13 protein-coding genes are annotated in these 14,766 nt (G+C 73.1%); 4 read left to right on the forward strand and 9 right to left on the reverse strand.

Annotated elements, in window-relative coordinates:
• Positions 1–157 precede the first annotated feature (157 nt).
• Both IE260_RS32150 and IE260_RS32155 read left to right on the forward strand, forming a co-directional pair.
• Entirely contained in the window at positions 158–1,312 is a 1,155-nt protein-coding gene (locus IE260_RS32150) for a CAP domain-containing protein (RefSeq protein ID WP_189878315.1), read from the forward strand.
• Between the two features lie 74 nt (positions 1,313–1,386).
• The gene (locus IE260_RS32155) at positions 1,387–1,785 is read left to right on the forward strand and encodes a winged helix-turn-helix transcriptional regulator (RefSeq protein ID WP_189878318.1); all 399 of its coding nucleotides are present in this window, start codon (positions 1,387–1,389) and stop codon (positions 1,783–1,785) included.
• On the opposite strand, the gene mutM is transcribed toward IE260_RS32155, so the two are convergent.
• The 9 genes from mutM to fakA all read right to left on the reverse strand — a co-directional run bounded on the left by mutM (position 1,775) and on the right by fakA (position 11,054).
• On the reverse strand, positions 1,775–2,635 hold the full coding sequence (mutM, locus tag IE260_RS32160) for a bifunctional DNA-formamidopyrimidine glycosylase/DNA-(apurinic or apyrimidinic site) lyase (RefSeq protein ID WP_189878320.1): 861 nt from the start codon (positions 2,633–2,635) through the stop codon (positions 1,775–1,777). The two genes, IE260_RS32155 and mutM, sit on opposite strands and share 11 nt — an antisense overlap.
• 98 nt (positions 2,636–2,733) lie before the next feature.
• Positions 2,734–3,570 carry a ribonuclease III gene (rnc, locus tag IE260_RS32165; RefSeq protein WP_189878322.1) on the reverse strand — a complete coding sequence of 279 codons (837 nt, stop codon included), beginning with the start codon at positions 3,568–3,570 and terminating at the stop codon, positions 2,734–2,736.
• Positions 3,571–3,577: 7 nt separating this feature from the next.
• A complete protein-coding gene (rpmF, locus tag IE260_RS32170) occupies positions 3,578–3,751 on the reverse strand; it encodes a 50S ribosomal protein L32 (RefSeq protein WP_003951102.1) in 174 nt (57 codons plus the stop codon).
• Positions 3,752–3,753: 2 nt separating this feature from the next.
• Complete coding sequence (locus tag IE260_RS32175) at positions 3,754–4,398, reverse strand: YceD family protein (protein ID WP_189878324.1); 645 nt, start codon at positions 4,396–4,398, stop codon at positions 3,754–3,756.
• Between the two features lie 131 nt (positions 4,399–4,529).
• Positions 4,530–5,618, reverse strand: a complete 1,089-nt coding sequence (locus IE260_RS32180) for a F0F1 ATP synthase subunit B family protein (RefSeq protein WP_189878326.1) — start codon at positions 5,616–5,618, stop codon at positions 4,530–4,532.
• A 143-nt stretch (positions 5,619–5,761) separates the two neighbouring features.
• Positions 5,762–6,241, reverse strand: a complete 480-nt coding sequence (gene coaD, locus IE260_RS32185) for a pantetheine-phosphate adenylyltransferase (protein WP_189878393.1) — start codon at positions 6,239–6,241, stop codon at positions 5,762–5,764.
• Positions 6,242–6,267: 26 nt separating this feature from the next.
• Entirely contained in the window at positions 6,268–6,855 is a 588-nt protein-coding gene (gene rsmD, locus IE260_RS32190) for a 16S rRNA (guanine(966)-N(2))-methyltransferase RsmD (protein ID WP_189878328.1), read from the reverse strand.
• A 47-nt stretch (positions 6,856–6,902) separates the two neighbouring features.
• Positions 6,903–9,107 (reverse strand): ATP-dependent DNA helicase RecG, encoded by a 2,205-nt coding sequence (gene recG / locus IE260_RS32195; RefSeq protein WP_189878330.1) that lies wholly within the window; start codon positions 9,105–9,107, stop codon positions 6,903–6,905.
• Between the two features lie 228 nt (positions 9,108–9,335).
• Positions 9,336–11,054 (reverse strand): DAK2 domain-containing protein, encoded by a 1,719-nt coding sequence (gene fakA / locus IE260_RS32200; RefSeq protein ID WP_189878331.1) that lies wholly within the window; start codon positions 11,052–11,054, stop codon positions 9,336–9,338.
• Positions 11,055–11,322: 268 nt separating this feature from the next.
• Here fakA and rpmB point away from each other — a divergent pair, with 268 nt between their 5' ends.
• Together rpmB and IE260_RS32210 are read left to right on the forward strand one after the other, a co-directional pair.
• Positions 11,323–11,508, forward strand: a complete 186-nt coding sequence (gene rpmB / locus IE260_RS32205) for a 50S ribosomal protein L28 (protein WP_003993230.1) — start codon at positions 11,323–11,325, stop codon at positions 11,506–11,508.
• Positions 11,509–11,668: 160 nt separating this feature from the next.
• Positions 11,669–14,734, forward strand: coding sequence for an AfsR/SARP family transcriptional regulator (locus IE260_RS32210; RefSeq protein ID WP_189878333.1), 3,066 nt, complete (start codon positions 11,669–11,671; stop codon positions 14,732–14,734).
• Positions 14,735–14,766: the final 32 nt, after the last annotated feature.

The raw sequence follows: 14,766 nt of genomic DNA on the forward strand, positions 1-14,766 counted from the left end.
GCAACCTAACCAGTCAATGTCTCAGTGGACACTTCCTCCCCTGGTGCCATGCGGTACCGTCCCCACCCAATGAATCTCATATGAAACTCACTCGATCGTGTGAGTTCGGTGATGATCGTGAGGACACACCGACCGCGAGGACGAGGAAGGCCAGTACATGGGACGCCACCGACGCTCCGCCGCCGGCCGCGCCGCCACCGGCCGCGCCACAGGGGTCAGCCGGACGGACGGCTCCGGGGACACGGTCCAGGACCCGCTGTACTCGAACACGGGCGACCGCCCCTCGATGGGGATCGCGCCCTACCTGAACCCCGAGGCGTACGCCGCGGCCCGCGCGAAGAGCGAGGCCTATCTGTTCGCGCCGGACGACCCGGCCGACGACCATGCCCTGGCCGGGCGCACCGTCGCCTTCCCGAGTGACGGGTTCACCCCCGACGACGGTCCGCGGCGCACGGGATCGCACCGCCGCCGCAAGAAGAGGGCCGTCGCGCCGGTCCGCACCGGTCTGCTCGGTGTGTCCGCCGCCGTCGCCATCGGCACGGTCGCGGTGGCCACCGGCGTGGTGCCGGGCATCGACAACTACAGGCTCGGCGGCGGCAACGGCGCCGGCGACCAGGTGCAGTCGGCGGACTCCCCGACCAACGCCCCGGCCGAGCAGGGCGGCACCTCCGGCACCTCCGGCAGCGCCGCCGGCGACGACGGCAACGAGTCCGGCGACCGTGGCACCGGCCGCTCGTCCTCGCCCTCGTCCTCTTCCTCCTCCTCACCCTCGGCCGCCCCCTCGGCGTCGGCCTCGGCCGCGCCGGCCGAGACGCCCACGAAGCCGGAGGAACCGCAGGCGCCGCCGAGCAAGAAGCCGAAGCCCCAGCCGTCACAGGCGGCCCCGGGTTCCAAGAAGCCGTCGAACCCCGGCGCGCCCGCGGCCGGGTCCGGGCAGGCCGCCGCCGAGGCCCAGGTGCTGGCGCTGGTCAACGACGAGCGGGCCAAGGCCGGATGCAGCCCGGTGGCCGCCGACGGTGCCCTGCGGGAACTCGCCGAGGACTTCAGCGAGGCCATGGCCGAGCAGGGCTTCTTCGACCACACCGACCCCAGCGGGGCGACCCCGTGGGACCGCGCCGAGAAGGCGGGGATCAGCAACCTGGGCGGGGAGAACATAGCCCGGGGCCAGGCCGACGCCCAGGCGGTGATGGACGCCTGGATGGACAGCCCGGGACACCGGGCCAACATCCTCAACTGCGACTTCAAGACCCTGGGCGTAGGGGTGCACTTCGGGTCGGGCGGCCCCTGGTGGACCCAGAACTTCGGCTACTAGAGCGCAGCTCCGGTGCGCTGTCTCGGGGTCGGCGCAACCCACCGGTCAGCGCTGTGCTCGCGTAGGCTGGACGCATGTCGACGACGCAGGAGCGCACGGAGGAGCAGGACCTCCCGTACGACGTGTTCTCCAGGGCCTGTCCCTCGCGCGGCACCCTGGAACACGTCACGGGACGCTGGGGCGCGCTGACGCTCGGCGCCCTGCACGAGGGGTCCTTCCGCTTCAACGAGTTGCGCCGCCGCGTCGACGGCGTCAGCGAGAAGATGCTGTCCCAGACGCTGCACGCGCTGGAGCGCGACGGCCTGGTGCACCGCGAGGCCCAGCCCACCAACCCGCCCCGCGTGGACTACGAACTCACCGCGCTCGGCCGCGAGGTGGCCGAGCGGCTGATCGCCCTCATCGAGTGCCTGGAAGGCCGCATGGACGACGTGCTGGCGTCGCGCGAGCGGTACGACGCCCGGGTCAGGGCGTGACGCGGGGCGCCCGCTGGCACTTCGGGCAGTAGTAGCTGGACCGGTTCATCCACGGGCGGCGGCGCATGGGAGTGGCGCAGCGCCGGCAGGGCAGACCCTCGCGGCCGTAGGCGTCCAGGGACCGGTCGAAGTAGCCGGACTCGCCGTTGACGTTGACGTACAGGCTGTCGAAGCTGGTGCCGCCCACCGCGAGGGCCTCGTTCATCACGTCCCGCACGTGGCCGAGGAGTTGGAGGGTGCGCGGGCGGGTGAAGGTCGCGGTCGGGCGTTCGTAGTGCAGGCGGGAGCGCCACAGGGCCTCGTCCGCATAGATGTTGCCGACGCCGCTGATCAGTGACTGGTCCAGCAGGGCCCGTTTGATCGTGGTGCGCTTGCGGCGCAGCGCGAGATGGAACGCCTCGTCGTCGAAGAGCGGGTCGAGCGGGTCGCGTGCGATGTGCGCGATGACGTCGGGCAGTCCGTCCGCGCCGGTGTCGTGCAGCGACAGACCGCCGAAGGTGCGCTGGTCGACGAAACGGAGTTCGGTGCCGAGGGCGTCGGCGAAACGGACGCGGATCCGCAGGTGCTTCTCGGCCGGTGCCTCGTGCGGCTGCACCAGCAGCTGTCCGCTCATGCCGAGGTGCGCCAGAACCGCCTGGTCGGTGTCCGCCAGGGGGAGCCACAGATACTTGCCGCGACGGCTGGGGACGCCGATGCGGTGCCCCTTGAGGCGCTGGACGAAGTCGTCGGCTCCGGCGAGGTGCCGGCGGACCGCGCGCGGGTGCAGCACTTCGGCGTCGGCGACGGTCCGGTGGGCGACCCAGCGCTCCAGGCCGCGCCTGACGACCTCGACCTCGGGCAACTCGGGCATGGGATCCCCCGTACGGGCCGTGTGGGACTGTTCTACGCTCCGAGCGCCCGCCCCGGGACGGGGGCGGGCGCTCGGAGCCGTGCTGTACGTGGTGTACGTCAGGCGGAGGCCGACGGGGCGTCGGCGCTCTGCTGAGCGGCTGCGGCGGCCGCCGCGGCCTTGGCGCGCTCGTCCGCCGCGGCCCGGATGGACCTCCACGCGGATTCCGCGGCCTGCTGCTCCGCCTCCTTCTTGCTGCGGCCGGTGCCGGTGCCGTACGAGACGCCTCCGACGCGGGCGGCAGCAGTGAAGGTCTTCTCGTGGTCGGGGCCGGTCTCCGTGACCAGGTACTCGGGCACGCCGAGTCCTTCGGTCGCGGTGAGCTCCTGGAGGGACGTCTTCCAGTCCAGGCCGGCGCCGAGGTTCGAGGACTTCTCGATCAGAGGGTCGAACAGGCGGTGCACCAACTCCGCCGCCGCTTCCAGACCCTGGTCGAGGTAGACAGCGCCGATCACCGCTTCGAGGGTGTCGGCGAGGATCGATGCCTTGTCCCGGCCGCCCGTGCCCTCTTCACCGCGGCCGAGCCGGATGAAGGAGCCGAGGTCGAGCCCGCGGCCCACCTCCGCCAGCGCACGCGAGTTGACCACCGCGGCCCGCAGCTTGGCCAGCTGGCCTTCGGGCAGGTCCGGGTGGATGCGGTACAGCGTGTCGGTGACGACGAGGCCGAGCACGGAGTCCCCGAGGAACTCCAGCCGCTCGTTCGTCGGCAGACCGCCGTTCTCGTACGCGTAGGAACGGTGGGTCAGTGCGCGCACCAGAAGGGCGGACTCGACCTGGTAGCCGAGCCGCCCTTCCAGAAGCGTGTGGGACGAGGCCTGGTTGTCCGCCTTCTTTTTGGCGGATGGGTCCGCCTTGGCGTCATCCGCCTTCTTGGGGGCTGACACAGTGCCTCTCACCAGCCGCTCAGACCTCGAGGACCTGGCGCTTGTTGTAGGTGCCGCAAGACGGGCACGCGATGTGCTGCTGCTTGGGCTCGTGGCAGCGCTCGCACGCAACCAGGGTGGGGACCGCAGCCTTCCACTGCGACCGGCGGTGGCGCGTGTTGCTGCGCGACATCTTCCGCTTCGGAACAGCCACGGCTACTTCTCCTGCTTCTCGTCGACGCCCGCATCGGCGCCGCTCATCTCGTCCTTCTCGCCGTCTCCGAGTGAGTCGGCGAGTCCCTGCAATGCCGCCCAACGGATGTCGACGGCGTCGTGGTGGTGGTCCGGGTCGTCCGCCAGGCGTGCTCCGCACTCGGCGCACAGACCCGGGCAGTCTTCCCGGCACACCGGCTGCATCGGCAGTGCGAGCACCACCGCATCGCGCAGCACGGGTTCGAGGTCGATCAGGCCGTCCTCGACGAAGAGCCTGTCCTCGTCGTCCTCGGCGTCGTCGCCGGGTTCCGCCACAGGGCGGCCCCGGTCGTCGGCGTCAGGGTACGAGAACATCTCCTGGAAGTCCGCTTCGAGCTGCTGCTCGACCGGCTCCAGACACCTTACGCACTCCCCCTCGGCCGTTGCACGGGCGGTGCCTGTGACGAGCACCCCTTCCATGACCGACTCGAGCCGGAGTTCGAGCTCCACCGGGGCGCCTTCCGGCACTCCGATGACCTCCTTGATACCGAAGTCCTTGGGAGCGTCGACCGTACGGGTCAGGCGCTGCAGCGCACCGGGCCGCCGGCCCAGCTCGTGCGTATCGAACACGAGAGGGTTGCGGTGGTCGAGGCGGGCGTTCAGAGCCATTCCTGCTTTCGATCTTCTGAGCTCGGGGCCGCCGCCCTGCGGTGTCCCCGGGCAGCGGTGATCGCGGACGTACGCGCGACCGAAGAGCCAGGATACTGGACCTTTCGCTCTCAGCCCAATCCAGAGGCACCCTAGAGGCCGCGGCCCTGTTCGTAGGCCCTCAGCTGCTCGGCGCTGATCATGCTCGTGTCGAAGAGGCTGGTCTCGTCGAGGGCCTGCGGCTGCGGGGGCTGCTGGGCCGGGGGCTGGGGGTGCTGCTGGGGCTGGACGTAGCCCTGCTGCGGGTCGTAGCCCGGCTGCTGGGCGTCGTAACCCGGGTATCCGTACGGATCGGCCTGCTGGTAGCCGTAGGCGTCCGGCCGGCCGCCGTAGGTCTGCTGGTAGCCGGTGTACGGATCGGCCTGCTGGGAATAGCCGTACGCCGTCTGAGGCTCCGGCGCCGCCTGGGCCGCGGCCGGCTGCGGACCGGCGTAGTCCCGCTGCCGGGGTTCGGCGGGGGTGTCCGCGAGGGCCGCGAGGTCGGCGAGGTAGTCGGCGTCGCTGGAGTGCTGGACGGTGGTGAGGTCGTCGGCGAGGGCGCCGAGGTCGTCGGTGGCGATCCGGCCGTGCAGCTTCTGACGGCCCCGGCCCACGGCGTCCAGGGTCTTGGCCAGTACCGCCTCGAAGGCGCCCAGCTTGGCGTCGACGTAGGCGTCCGCGTCGCGGCGCAGGGTCTCCGGGTCGTGGCTGCGCTCCGGGGCGTCCTCGTCCTCGTAGCCCTGCTCGTCGAGGCCGGGGCCGGTGCCGAGCAGCTTCTCTCGGCCGCGGCCGACGGAACCGAGGGTCTTGGTGAGGACGACCTCGAAGTTGGCGAGCTTGGAGTCGACGTACTCGTCGGCCTCGGCACGGACCTCCTCGGCCTCCTGGCGGGCCTCGGCGAGGATGCGGTCGGCCTCGGCCTGGGAGCGGCGGGCGACCTCCGTGTCGGAGATCAGCGAGCCCCGTTCGGCGTGCGCGCTCTCGATGATCCGCTCGGCCTCCTCGCGGGCCTGCGCGACCATCTGCTCCCGGCCGCCGATGAGTTCCTGGGCCTGGGCGAGGGAGTCGGGCAGGGCGGACCGCAGCTCCTCCAGCATCGAGAGCAGTTCGGCGCGGTTGATCACGCACGAGGCCGACATGGGCATGGCGCGGGCGCCGGAGACCATCGCGGTGATCTCGTCGAGCTTCTTCTGCACGTCCACCGTGTGCTCGCCACTCTCTACAGCTGTGTTGGAGACGGACGGGACGACTGTACGGCCCTGGGGCGCCTGGGGGACACCGGGTGACGCAGTGCCGGCTGCCGGGAGCCTCGAGAGGGGGCGCCCGGCTGCTCTTCCGCCCCTCCTCAGTGCTTCTTCAGACGCTCCGAGAGGGCTTCGAGGACCAGCGGCGGCACCAGGTGGGAGACGTCGCCGCCCCAGGTCGCCACCTCCTTGACCAAGGAGGACGACAGGAAGCTGTAGGTGGGGTTGGTGGGGATGAAGAGGGTCTCCACGCCCGAGAGGCCGTTGTTCATCTGGGCCATCTGCAGCTCGTAGTCGAAGTCGCTGACCGCGCGCAGGCCTTTGACGATGGCCGGGATGTCGCGCTGCTTGCAGAAGTCGACGAGGAGGCCGTGGAAGGACTCGACGCGGACGTTGCCGTACTCGGCGGTGACCTGGCGGATGAGTTCGATCCGCTCCTCGATCTCGAACAGGCCCTTCTTGGCCTGGTTGATCATCACCGCGACGTAGACCTCGTCGTACAGACTGGAGGCACGGGCGATGATGTCGAGGTGTCCGTTGGTGATGGGGTCGAACGACCCGGGACAGACGGCGCGGCGCACTTGTGATCCCTCGCTCTCCGGTCCGGTCATCGTGCGTCTTCGCACGTAGAGGCGGCGCGACCGTACCAAAACGTTCCCTCGCCGTAGCGACGGGCCCGGATCGCTTCGAAGCCGTCCGGCCAGCTGAATTCGCCGCCTCTGGTGCTGCGCTCCACGGTGACGAGCGCATCCTTCGCGAGCCAGCCCTCCGTGCGGAGTGTGAGCAGAATCTCCCGAAGATCGTCGTCCGTCACGGCGTAGGGCGGGTCCAGGAAGACGATGTCGTACGGCCCGGCCGGTGGCGCGGTGCGGATGATCTGCTCCGCTTTGCCCGACCGGACCTCGGCGCCGGGCAGGCCCACGGCCCTGACGTTCTCCCGGACCGTGCGTGCGGCGCGGGCGTCGGCCTCCACGAGCAGGGTGTGGCCCGCCCCGCGGGAGAGCGCCTCCAGGCCGACGGCACCGGAACCGGCGTACAGGTCCAGGACCCGCTCGCCCTCCAGGGGGCCGCCGAGCAGGGACTGCCAGGTGGAGAAGAGGCCCTCGCGCGCGCGGTCGGATGTGGGGCGGGTGCCGGTCCCCGGTGGGACGGCCAGGCGGCGTCCGCCGGCTGCGCCGGCGATCACGCGGGTCATCTCTTCGTCCTTGTCCGTGTGCTCGGGTCGGTGACCGTCCCAGTCTGTCAGCCCTTCTCCAGGTACTGCTCCCGTTCCTCGTCCAGCAGTGCGTCCAGCGCCGTGCGCAGGCCGGGCAGGCGGGTCAGCTCCGGGTCGGCGGCCACGACCGCCGCCGCCTCCTCGCGGGCCTCGGCGATGATCTCCTCGTCCTCGATGACGGCGAGGACCCGCAGGGAGGACCGGGCACCGGACTGGGCCTGGCCCAGGACGTCGCCCTCGCGCCGCTGTTCGAGGTCGATGCGGGAGAGCTCGAAGCCGTCGAGGGTGGCCGCGACGGCGTTGAGCCGCTGGCGGGCCGCGCTCGCCTCCGGCATCTCGGTCACCAGCAGGCACAGGCCCGGCGCCGAGCCACGGCCGACCCGGCCGCGCAGCTGGTGGAGCTGGGAGACACCGAAGCGGTCCGCGTCCATGATCACCATCGCGGTGGCGTTGGGGACGTTGACGCCGACCTCGATGACGGTGGTGGCGACCAGGACGTCGGTCTCCCCGGCGGCGAACCGGCGCATGACCGCGTCCTTGTCGTCGGGCTGCATGCGCCCGTGCAGGACCTCGACCCGGAGCCCCTGCAACGGGCCCTTGGCGAGCTGCTCGGCGACGTCGAGGACGGCGAGCGGGGGCCGCTTCTCGGCGTCGTCCTCCGTCGGCTTGCGCTGTTTGGGGTTCTCCTCCTCGTCTCCGATGCGCGGGCAGACGACGTACGCCTGGTGGCCGCCCGCCACCTCCTCGCGGACCCGCTCCCAGGCGCGGGCGAGGAAGTGCGGCTTGTCGGCGGCGGGGACGACATGGCTGGCGATCGGCGAGCGCCCCGCCGGCAGCTGGTCCAGGACGGAGGTCTCCAGGTCGCCGAAGACGGTCATGGCGACGGTGCGCGGAATGGGCGTGGCGGTCATGACGAGCAGGTGCGGGGGCTGCTTGCCCTTGCCGCGCAGGGCGTCGCGCTGCTCGACGCCGAAGCGGTGCTGTTCGTCGACGACCACGAGGCCGAGGTCGTGGAACTGCACCTTGTCCTCGATCAGCGCGTGCGTGCCGATCACGATGCCGGCCTCGCCGGTGGCCAGGTCGAGCAGGGCCTGGCGGCGGGCGGCGGCCCCCATGGACCCGGTGAGCAGCACCACCTTCGTGGCGTGCTCGGCGCCCCCGAGCATGCCGCCCTCGGCCAGCTCGCCCATCATCTCCACGACCGACCGGTGGTGCTGCTGGGCGAGCACCTCGGTGGGCGCGAGCATCGCGGCCTGCCCGCCGGCGTCGACGACGGCGAGCATGGCGCGCAGCGCGACCATCGTCTTGCCCGAACCCACTTCCCCCTGCAGCAGCCGGTGCATCGGGTGGTCGGTGGCGAGGTCGTCGAAGATCTCGCGGGAGACCTTCTGCTGACCGTCGGTGAGGGTGAAGGGGAGGCGGTCGTCGAAGGCCGACAGCAGGCCGTCCGGCCTCGGTTTCCTGGGGACGGCGGGGAGTTGGGTCTCGGCGTGCCGCCTGCGGGCGAGGGCGACCTGGAGGACGAACGCCTCGTCCCACTTCAGGCGGGCGCGGGCGTCGGCGATGTCCGCCTTGGTGTGGGGGCGGTGGATCTTGAGCAGTGCCTCGGGCAGGGAGACCAGACCGCGGCCCTCGCGCAGGGAGCCCGGCAGCGGATCGAGGGCCTCCTGGGCGCTGGGCAGGACCGTCTGGATCGCCTTGCCGATCTTCCAGGACTCCAGCTTGGCGGTGGCGGGGTAGAGGGGGATGAGGGCCCCCGCCCAGGACTCGACGGTCTCGGCCCCGTCGCCGTCGCTGTGCAGCAACTCGTAGGCGGGATGGGCCAGTTGCAGACGGCGGTTGAAGACGGAGACCTTGCCCGCGAACATCGCGCGCGTGCCCGGCAGGAGTTCCTTGTGGGGTTTGTGGACGCCGTTGCCGAAGAAGACCAGCTGGAGTCGGCCGCTGCCGTCCGTGATGGTCACTTCGAGGCGCTGTCCCTTGCCCCGCGGCGCCTTGGACGAGGCGAAGGTGTGCAGGCGGGCGTCGGCCACCTGGGCGACCACCGTGACGTGCTCGTCCATGGGGAGGTCGGCGAGGTGCGTGAGCTGCCCGCGCTCCTCGTATCTGCGCGGGTAGTGGTGGAGAAGGTCGCCGACGGTGTGCAGGCCGAGGTGCTCGGCCATCACCTTCGCGGTGGCGGGGCCGAGCACCTTCTTCAGTGGTTCTTCCAGTGCGGGCACGAGATCCATTGCACACCACACCACTGACAAAGCCGTAGACGTGCCGGAAAGCCCTGGTCAGACGGGCGGCCCTGATCGGTCGCGGCGGAGGCCGGGCCGCGCCCGCCGCCGGTCCGGGGACCTGCCTACGGCCCGACACGGGAACGTGGCGCCTGCGCGGGGGCCGTTCGCACGGCGCGGGCCGGGGCGGGACCGCCGCGGCCCGTCGGGCAGTGACGGACCGAGCCTGCCGGGGCGCTACTCGACGCCGATGAGCAGCGGCGCCCCCTGCCTGCCGCCCCGGTACACCACCGTGTCGACGGCGAGGTACGCCTCGCGGACGCGGGCCTGGAGGTGCTCGGCCACGGCCTCGGGGGCCTCGTCACCGAGCACCAGGGTGACCAGTTCGCCGCCGGCCGCGAGCATGCGGTCCAGGACGGTCACGGCGGTGGCGGTGACGTCCGAACCGATCACGGCCACGTCGCCGTCGATGAGGCCGAGGACGTCACCGGCCTGGCAGATGCCGGCCGTGGTCCAGGACTGGCGTTCGGCCACGGTGACCTCGCCGTAGCGGGTGGCGCCCGCCGCCGAGGTCATCGCCACGACGTCCTCGTCGAAGCGGCGCTCCGGCTCGTGCACGGCCAGCGCAGCGATGCCCTGGACGGCGGAGCGGGTCGGGATGAGGGCGACCCGGATGCCCTCCGTACGGGCCTGTTCGGCCGCCGCGGCGGCCGTGTGGCGCAGTTCGGCGTCGTTCGGCAGCAGGACGACCTCGCGCGCGTGTGCCCGCCGTACGGCCTGGACCAGCTCACCGCTCGCGGGCGGCTCGCCCGGGCGCGCGAGCACGGTGGTCGCCCCCGCCTCCGTGTACAGCCCGGCCAGGCCCTCGCCGGGCACGACGGCCACCACGGCGCGCTGGGTCCGCTCCCGCGGCGGGCGGTCGGCGCCGGCGGTGCGCGCGTCGCCGTGCCCGAAGTGGGTGATCCGGATCCGGTACGGCCGCCCGGCCTCGACGCCCGCCTCCACGGCGGCGCCCGCGTCGTCGACGTGCACGTGGACGTTCCACAGCCCGTCGCCGCCGACCACGACGAGGGAGTTCCCGAGGGCGTCGAGGCGGTGCCGCAGCCGCGCCACGGCGGCGTCCTCGGCCTCCAGGAGGTAGATCACCTCGAAGGCGGGGCCGCCCGTGCCGCTCCCCTCCGCGGCGCATTCCCGCTCGGCGACGAGCCGGTCGACGTGGCCCACGCGCGCGTGGGGCACCCGCACCGGCGCCGCCGCTCCCGGCGCCTCCCCCGTGAGCGTCTCCACCAGGGCGGCGAGCAGCGTCACGAGCCCCTGTCCTCCGGCGTCCACCACTCCGGCGCGCTCCAGGACGGGCAGCTGGCCGGGGGTGGCGGCGAGCGCCGCGCGGGCGCCCTCGTAGGCCGCGCGGGCCACCGATCCGCAGTCGTCGGCGGCGGCGTCTGCCGCGTCGGCGGCGGCCGAGGCCACCGACAGGACGGTGCCCTCCACGGGGTGGGCCACGGCCTGCCGGGCGGAGTCGGCCGCGTGCCGCAGGGCCAGCCGCAGCCCCGGACCGTCGGTCCCAGCGGGCTCACCGCCGGCCGCGAGCACCTGGGTCATCCCGCGCAGCAGCTGCGCCAGGATGGTCCCGGAGTTGCCGCGCGCCCCGATCAGCGCGCCGTGCGCCATCGCCCGGACTGCGTCGGCCAGCGACGGGCCGCCCGCGTCCCCCGGACGCGCCTGGCCCGCACCGGCCCCCGCCGCGCTCACCTCGTGCGCCGCGAACACCGCCTCCACCGCAGCCACGGCCGACTCGACGGTCAGGTACAGGTTCGTGCCGGTGTCCCCGTCCGCGACGGGGTAGACATTGATCGCGTCGATCTCCTCGCGCGCTCTTCCCAGCGCGCGCAACGACAGACCGCACCAGGTGCGCACCGACAGAGCGTCGAAGAACCTCTGCGGCACCTGCGCCACCTGCGCCTCCTTGAGCTGCTGGACGTGGCAGGCAGCGTAGACCGTGAGAGGGTGCCCACCGGAAGAGGGCCGGGGACGGGCCGCTGAGCTGCCATGGTAGTTTCGTTGTACGGGAGCAGCCGTTGTATGCTGCTCCGGTTGCCCGATCCAGATCGGGCTCTTCCCCTGGCAACGCCACTGAAGATCTCGGACCGCTCGCGGAGCTCGAGATTCGATCCCGGCATGCCGGGATCAACCGTAAGTGCATCTGAAGTCTTTGGAGTGACCCGTGGCTGCCAACTGCGACGTCTGCGGCAAGGGGCCGGGCTTCGGCAACAACATCTCGCACTCGCACCGCCGTACGTCCCGTCGCTGGAACCCGAACATCCAGCGTGTGCGTACCGTGGTCGGCGGGACGCCGAAGCGCGTGAACGCTTGCACCTCGTGCATCAAGGCCGGCAAGGTCTCGCGCTGACGCGTCATCCCCCACTCTCGACTTCGCTCGAGCGGGGGGACCCCCATCCGCGCGCGGCCACTGTCTGGTTCGCTGCACTGAGCCGGTCCACCTCAGGTGGACCGGCTTTTTGCCGTGCCCGGACGCGGCCAACTCGGGACGGGCTGCCAGAATCGTGCGAATGCGCTTCGGCATCCTGGGCTCCCTGGCGATCCATACCGACGACGGCGTCCCCGTCGACCCCGGCGGCCCCCGCCCCCGCGCGCTGCTGACCCTGCTGCTCCTCGACGCCGGCCGCCCGGTCCCCGTACGGCGCCTGATCGACGGTGTGTACGGCGACGAGCCGCCCGCCGGGGCGGCGGGTGCCCTCCAGTCCCAGATCTCCCGTCTCCGTCGGCGGCTCGCCCCGCACGCGCAGATCGAGGGGACTCCCGTCGGCTACCGGGTCGTGACGCCGCCCGAGAGCGTCGACAGTCACACTTTCGAGCGCCTGTGCGCCGAGGGCCGTGCCGCCCTCACCGCCGGCGACCCCGCCCGGGCAGCCGCCCGGCTGCGCGAGGCGCTGGACCTGTGGCGGGGCCCGGCCCTGCCCGACCTGCCCGGGGCACCCGCGGAGGCGGCCCGGCTCACGGAACTGCGGCTGGCCGCCGTACAGGACCGGATCGAGGCGGACCTGGCGCTCGGCGGCGGCCCCGATCTCGTGCCCGAGCTGCGAGCGATGCCGTCCGCGCACCCGCTGAGCGAACGGCTGTACGGGCAGCTGATGCGCGCCCTGCACACGGCCGGGCGTCCGGCCGAGGCGCTCACCGTCTACGAGGAGGCGCGGCGCACGCTCGCGGAGCAGCTCGGCACCGACCCGTCGCCCGAGCTGTCCGGGATGCACCAGGAACTGCTCCGGGGACGGGCGGCTCCCCCGCGCCGGGCCCGCCTCCCCGCCCAGCTGACCCGTTTCGTCGGCCGCGCCGCCGAGCTGGCCCGGATCGCCACCGAGTTCGAGGGCTCCCGCCTGGTGACGCTCACCGGCCCCGGCGGCACCGGCAAGACCCGGCTCGCGATCGAGGCGGCGGGCACGGGCGGCACCGGGGCGGACGTCTGTTTCGTCGAGCTGGCCCCGCTCACCGACGGCACGCAGATCCCGTACGCCGTCCTCACCGCCCTCGGCGTGCGCGACGGCTTCCGCGGCGCCGCGGGCGACATCACCGACCGGCTGCTGACCGCGCTGGAGCACCGGGAGGTGCTGCTCGTGCTGGACAACTGCGAGCACCTCGTCGAGGACGCGGCCAGGACCGCGGCGCTGCTGCTCGGGGCCTGCCCCGGCGTATCGGTCCTCGCCACCAGCCGGGAGGCACTCGGCATCACCGGCGAGGTCCTGGTCCCGGTGCCACCGTTGCCGCCTGAGCCCGCCGTCCGGCTCTTCGTGGACCGGGCCCGCGCGGTGCGCCCCGGTTTCGAGGGCCACGCGCGCGTGGCGGACATCTGCGCGGCGCTCGACGGGCTGCCCCTGGCGATCGAACTGGCGGCGGCCCGGCTGCGCACCCTGGACCCGGACGAGCTGGCCGACCGGCTGGACGACCGGTTCCGGCTCCTGTCCCGGGGCGACCGTTCCAAGGCGCCCCGCCACCGCACCCTGCGTGCCGTCGTCGAGTGGAGCTGGGAGCTGCTGGACGACGACGAACGGGAGCTGGCCCGGCGGCTGACCGTGTTCAACGGCGGCGCCACGCTGGACGCGGTCGAGGCGGTGTGCGGCGTACCCCGTCCGGAGGAACTGCTGGCCTCCCTGGTCGAGAAGTCGTTCCTGGAGTTCCCCGCGTACCCGGACCCGCCCGCGCACCCGGGCGCGCTCCCCGCGGCGAGGGCCGAGGGCCGCTACCGGATGCTGGAGACCATCCGCGCCTTCGCCGCCGAGGAGCTGACCGGCGGGGACCGGCTCCGCGACGCCCACGCCGGGTACTTCCTCGAGCTGGCCGAGCGGGCGGAACCGCATCTGCGCACCGGCGGGCAACTGCCCTGGCTGGCCCGGCTCACCGCCGAGCAGGGCAATCTGGGCGCGGCCCAGCGTCACCTCACGCGCACCGACCCCGGCGTGGCCCTGCGCCTGATGGCGGCCCTGACCTGGTTCCGGCGGCTGCGCGGCCTGCACGGCGAGCAGCTCCCGCAGGCCCGCGCGCTGCTCGCGGCCGTGGGCGACGAGCCGCCCGAGGGGCTGGCCGAGGAGTACGCGCTGTGCGCGATGAACACGATCGCCGGACGCGAGGACGACCCGGCCGAACCCGACCGCATCGCGCGCGTGACGGCCGTGATGGAGTCCCTGGACCACGCGCTGCGGCTGCCGTTCACCGTGGTCGAGTGGTCCCTCGCCTGCGGCCCGCGGCTGGGGGCCGCAGGCCGGGCCCGGGTCCAGGTCGGCACGGAGCCGTGGGGTCTGGCACTGCTCGACATGGGGGTCGGCTACCAGGAGCTGTTCGCGGGCCGCGCGGCCGACGCGGAGGCCGCCTTCACCCGCTCCCTCGCCGGTTTCCGGGCCACCGGCGACCGCTGGGGCATGGCCAACTGCCTGGACGCCCTGGGCGGCTTCGCCGGCCGGCACGGCGAGTACGCGCGCGCCCTGCGGCTGCTGGACGAGGGCCTGGCCCACGTGCGGGAGCTGGAGGCGCCCGAGGAGACCGCCGACCTGCTGCGCACCCGCGCGACCGTGCTGCTGCACCGGGGCGACGCCGAGGAGGCCGCCCGGCACTTCACGCGCTCCGCCGCCCTCGCGCGCACCGCCGGAGCCGGTGACAAGGTGGCGAGCGCGCTGCGGGGTCTCGGGGACGTGGCCCGGTTGTCCGGTGACACGGCACGCGCGCGCGTGCGGTACGAGAAGGCCCTCCAGAGGTGTGCCGCGAACTGGTTCAGCGTCGGGGAGACCGTCCGCATCCTGGTGGGCCTGGGCCGCACGGCCGCCGCGGAGGGGGACGCGCAGGCGGCCGGCGACCGGCTGGCGCAGGCCCGCGCGCTCGCCCTGGACTCCCCCGACGTGCTCGCCCTGGCGGACGTCGCCGACGCCCTGGCCGCCCTGGCCCCGGACCCGGAACGGGCGGCCGGGCTGCTGGGGGCCGCCACCGGTCTGCGGGGCGCCCCGTCCCCCGGCGACCTGGATGTCGTACGCACGGAGCGGGACGTGCGTGCCCGGCTCGTTCCCGAGGCGTACGACAGGGCCTTCGAGCGGGGCCGGCGCCTGAAGTCGGCGGCCGTCGGCGAACGGTAGGCGGACGGTAGGCCGGTGGTCAGCGCCCTCCT

Source organism: Streptomyces viridiviolaceus (genome assembly GCF_014650995.1).
In the GTDB taxonomy this organism is placed as follows: Bacteria; Actinomycetota; Actinomycetes; order Streptomycetales; family Streptomycetaceae; genus Streptomyces; species Streptomyces viridiviolaceus.

Excerpts from the sequence above, each read along its gene's own strand:
- IE260_RS32150 (WP_189878315.1), top strand. The coding sequence starts at position 158 with ATGGGACGCCACCGACGCTCCGCCGCCGGCCGCGCCGCCACCGGCCGC.
- IE260_RS32155 (WP_189878318.1), top strand. The coding sequence starts at position 1,387 with ATGTCGACGACGCAGGAGCGCACGGAGGAGCAGGACCTCCCGTACGAC.
- mutM (WP_189878320.1), bottom strand. The coding sequence starts at position 2,635 with ATGCCCGAGTTGCCCGAGGTCGAGGTCGTCAGGCGCGGCCTGGAGCGC.
- IE260_RS32175 (WP_189878324.1), bottom strand. The coding sequence starts at position 4,398 with ATGGCTCTGAACGCCCGCCTCGACCACCGCAACCCTCTCGTGTTCGAT.
- rsmD (WP_189878328.1), bottom strand. The coding sequence starts at position 6,855 with ATGACCCGCGTGATCGCCGGCGCAGCCGGCGGACGCCGCCTGGCCGTC.
- recG (WP_189878330.1), bottom strand. The coding sequence starts at position 9,107 with ATGGATCTCGTGCCCGCACTGGAAGAACCACTGAAGAAGGTGCTCGGC.
- IE260_RS32210 (WP_189878333.1), top strand. The coding sequence starts at position 11,669 with ATGCGCTTCGGCATCCTGGGCTCCCTGGCGATCCATACCGACGACGGC.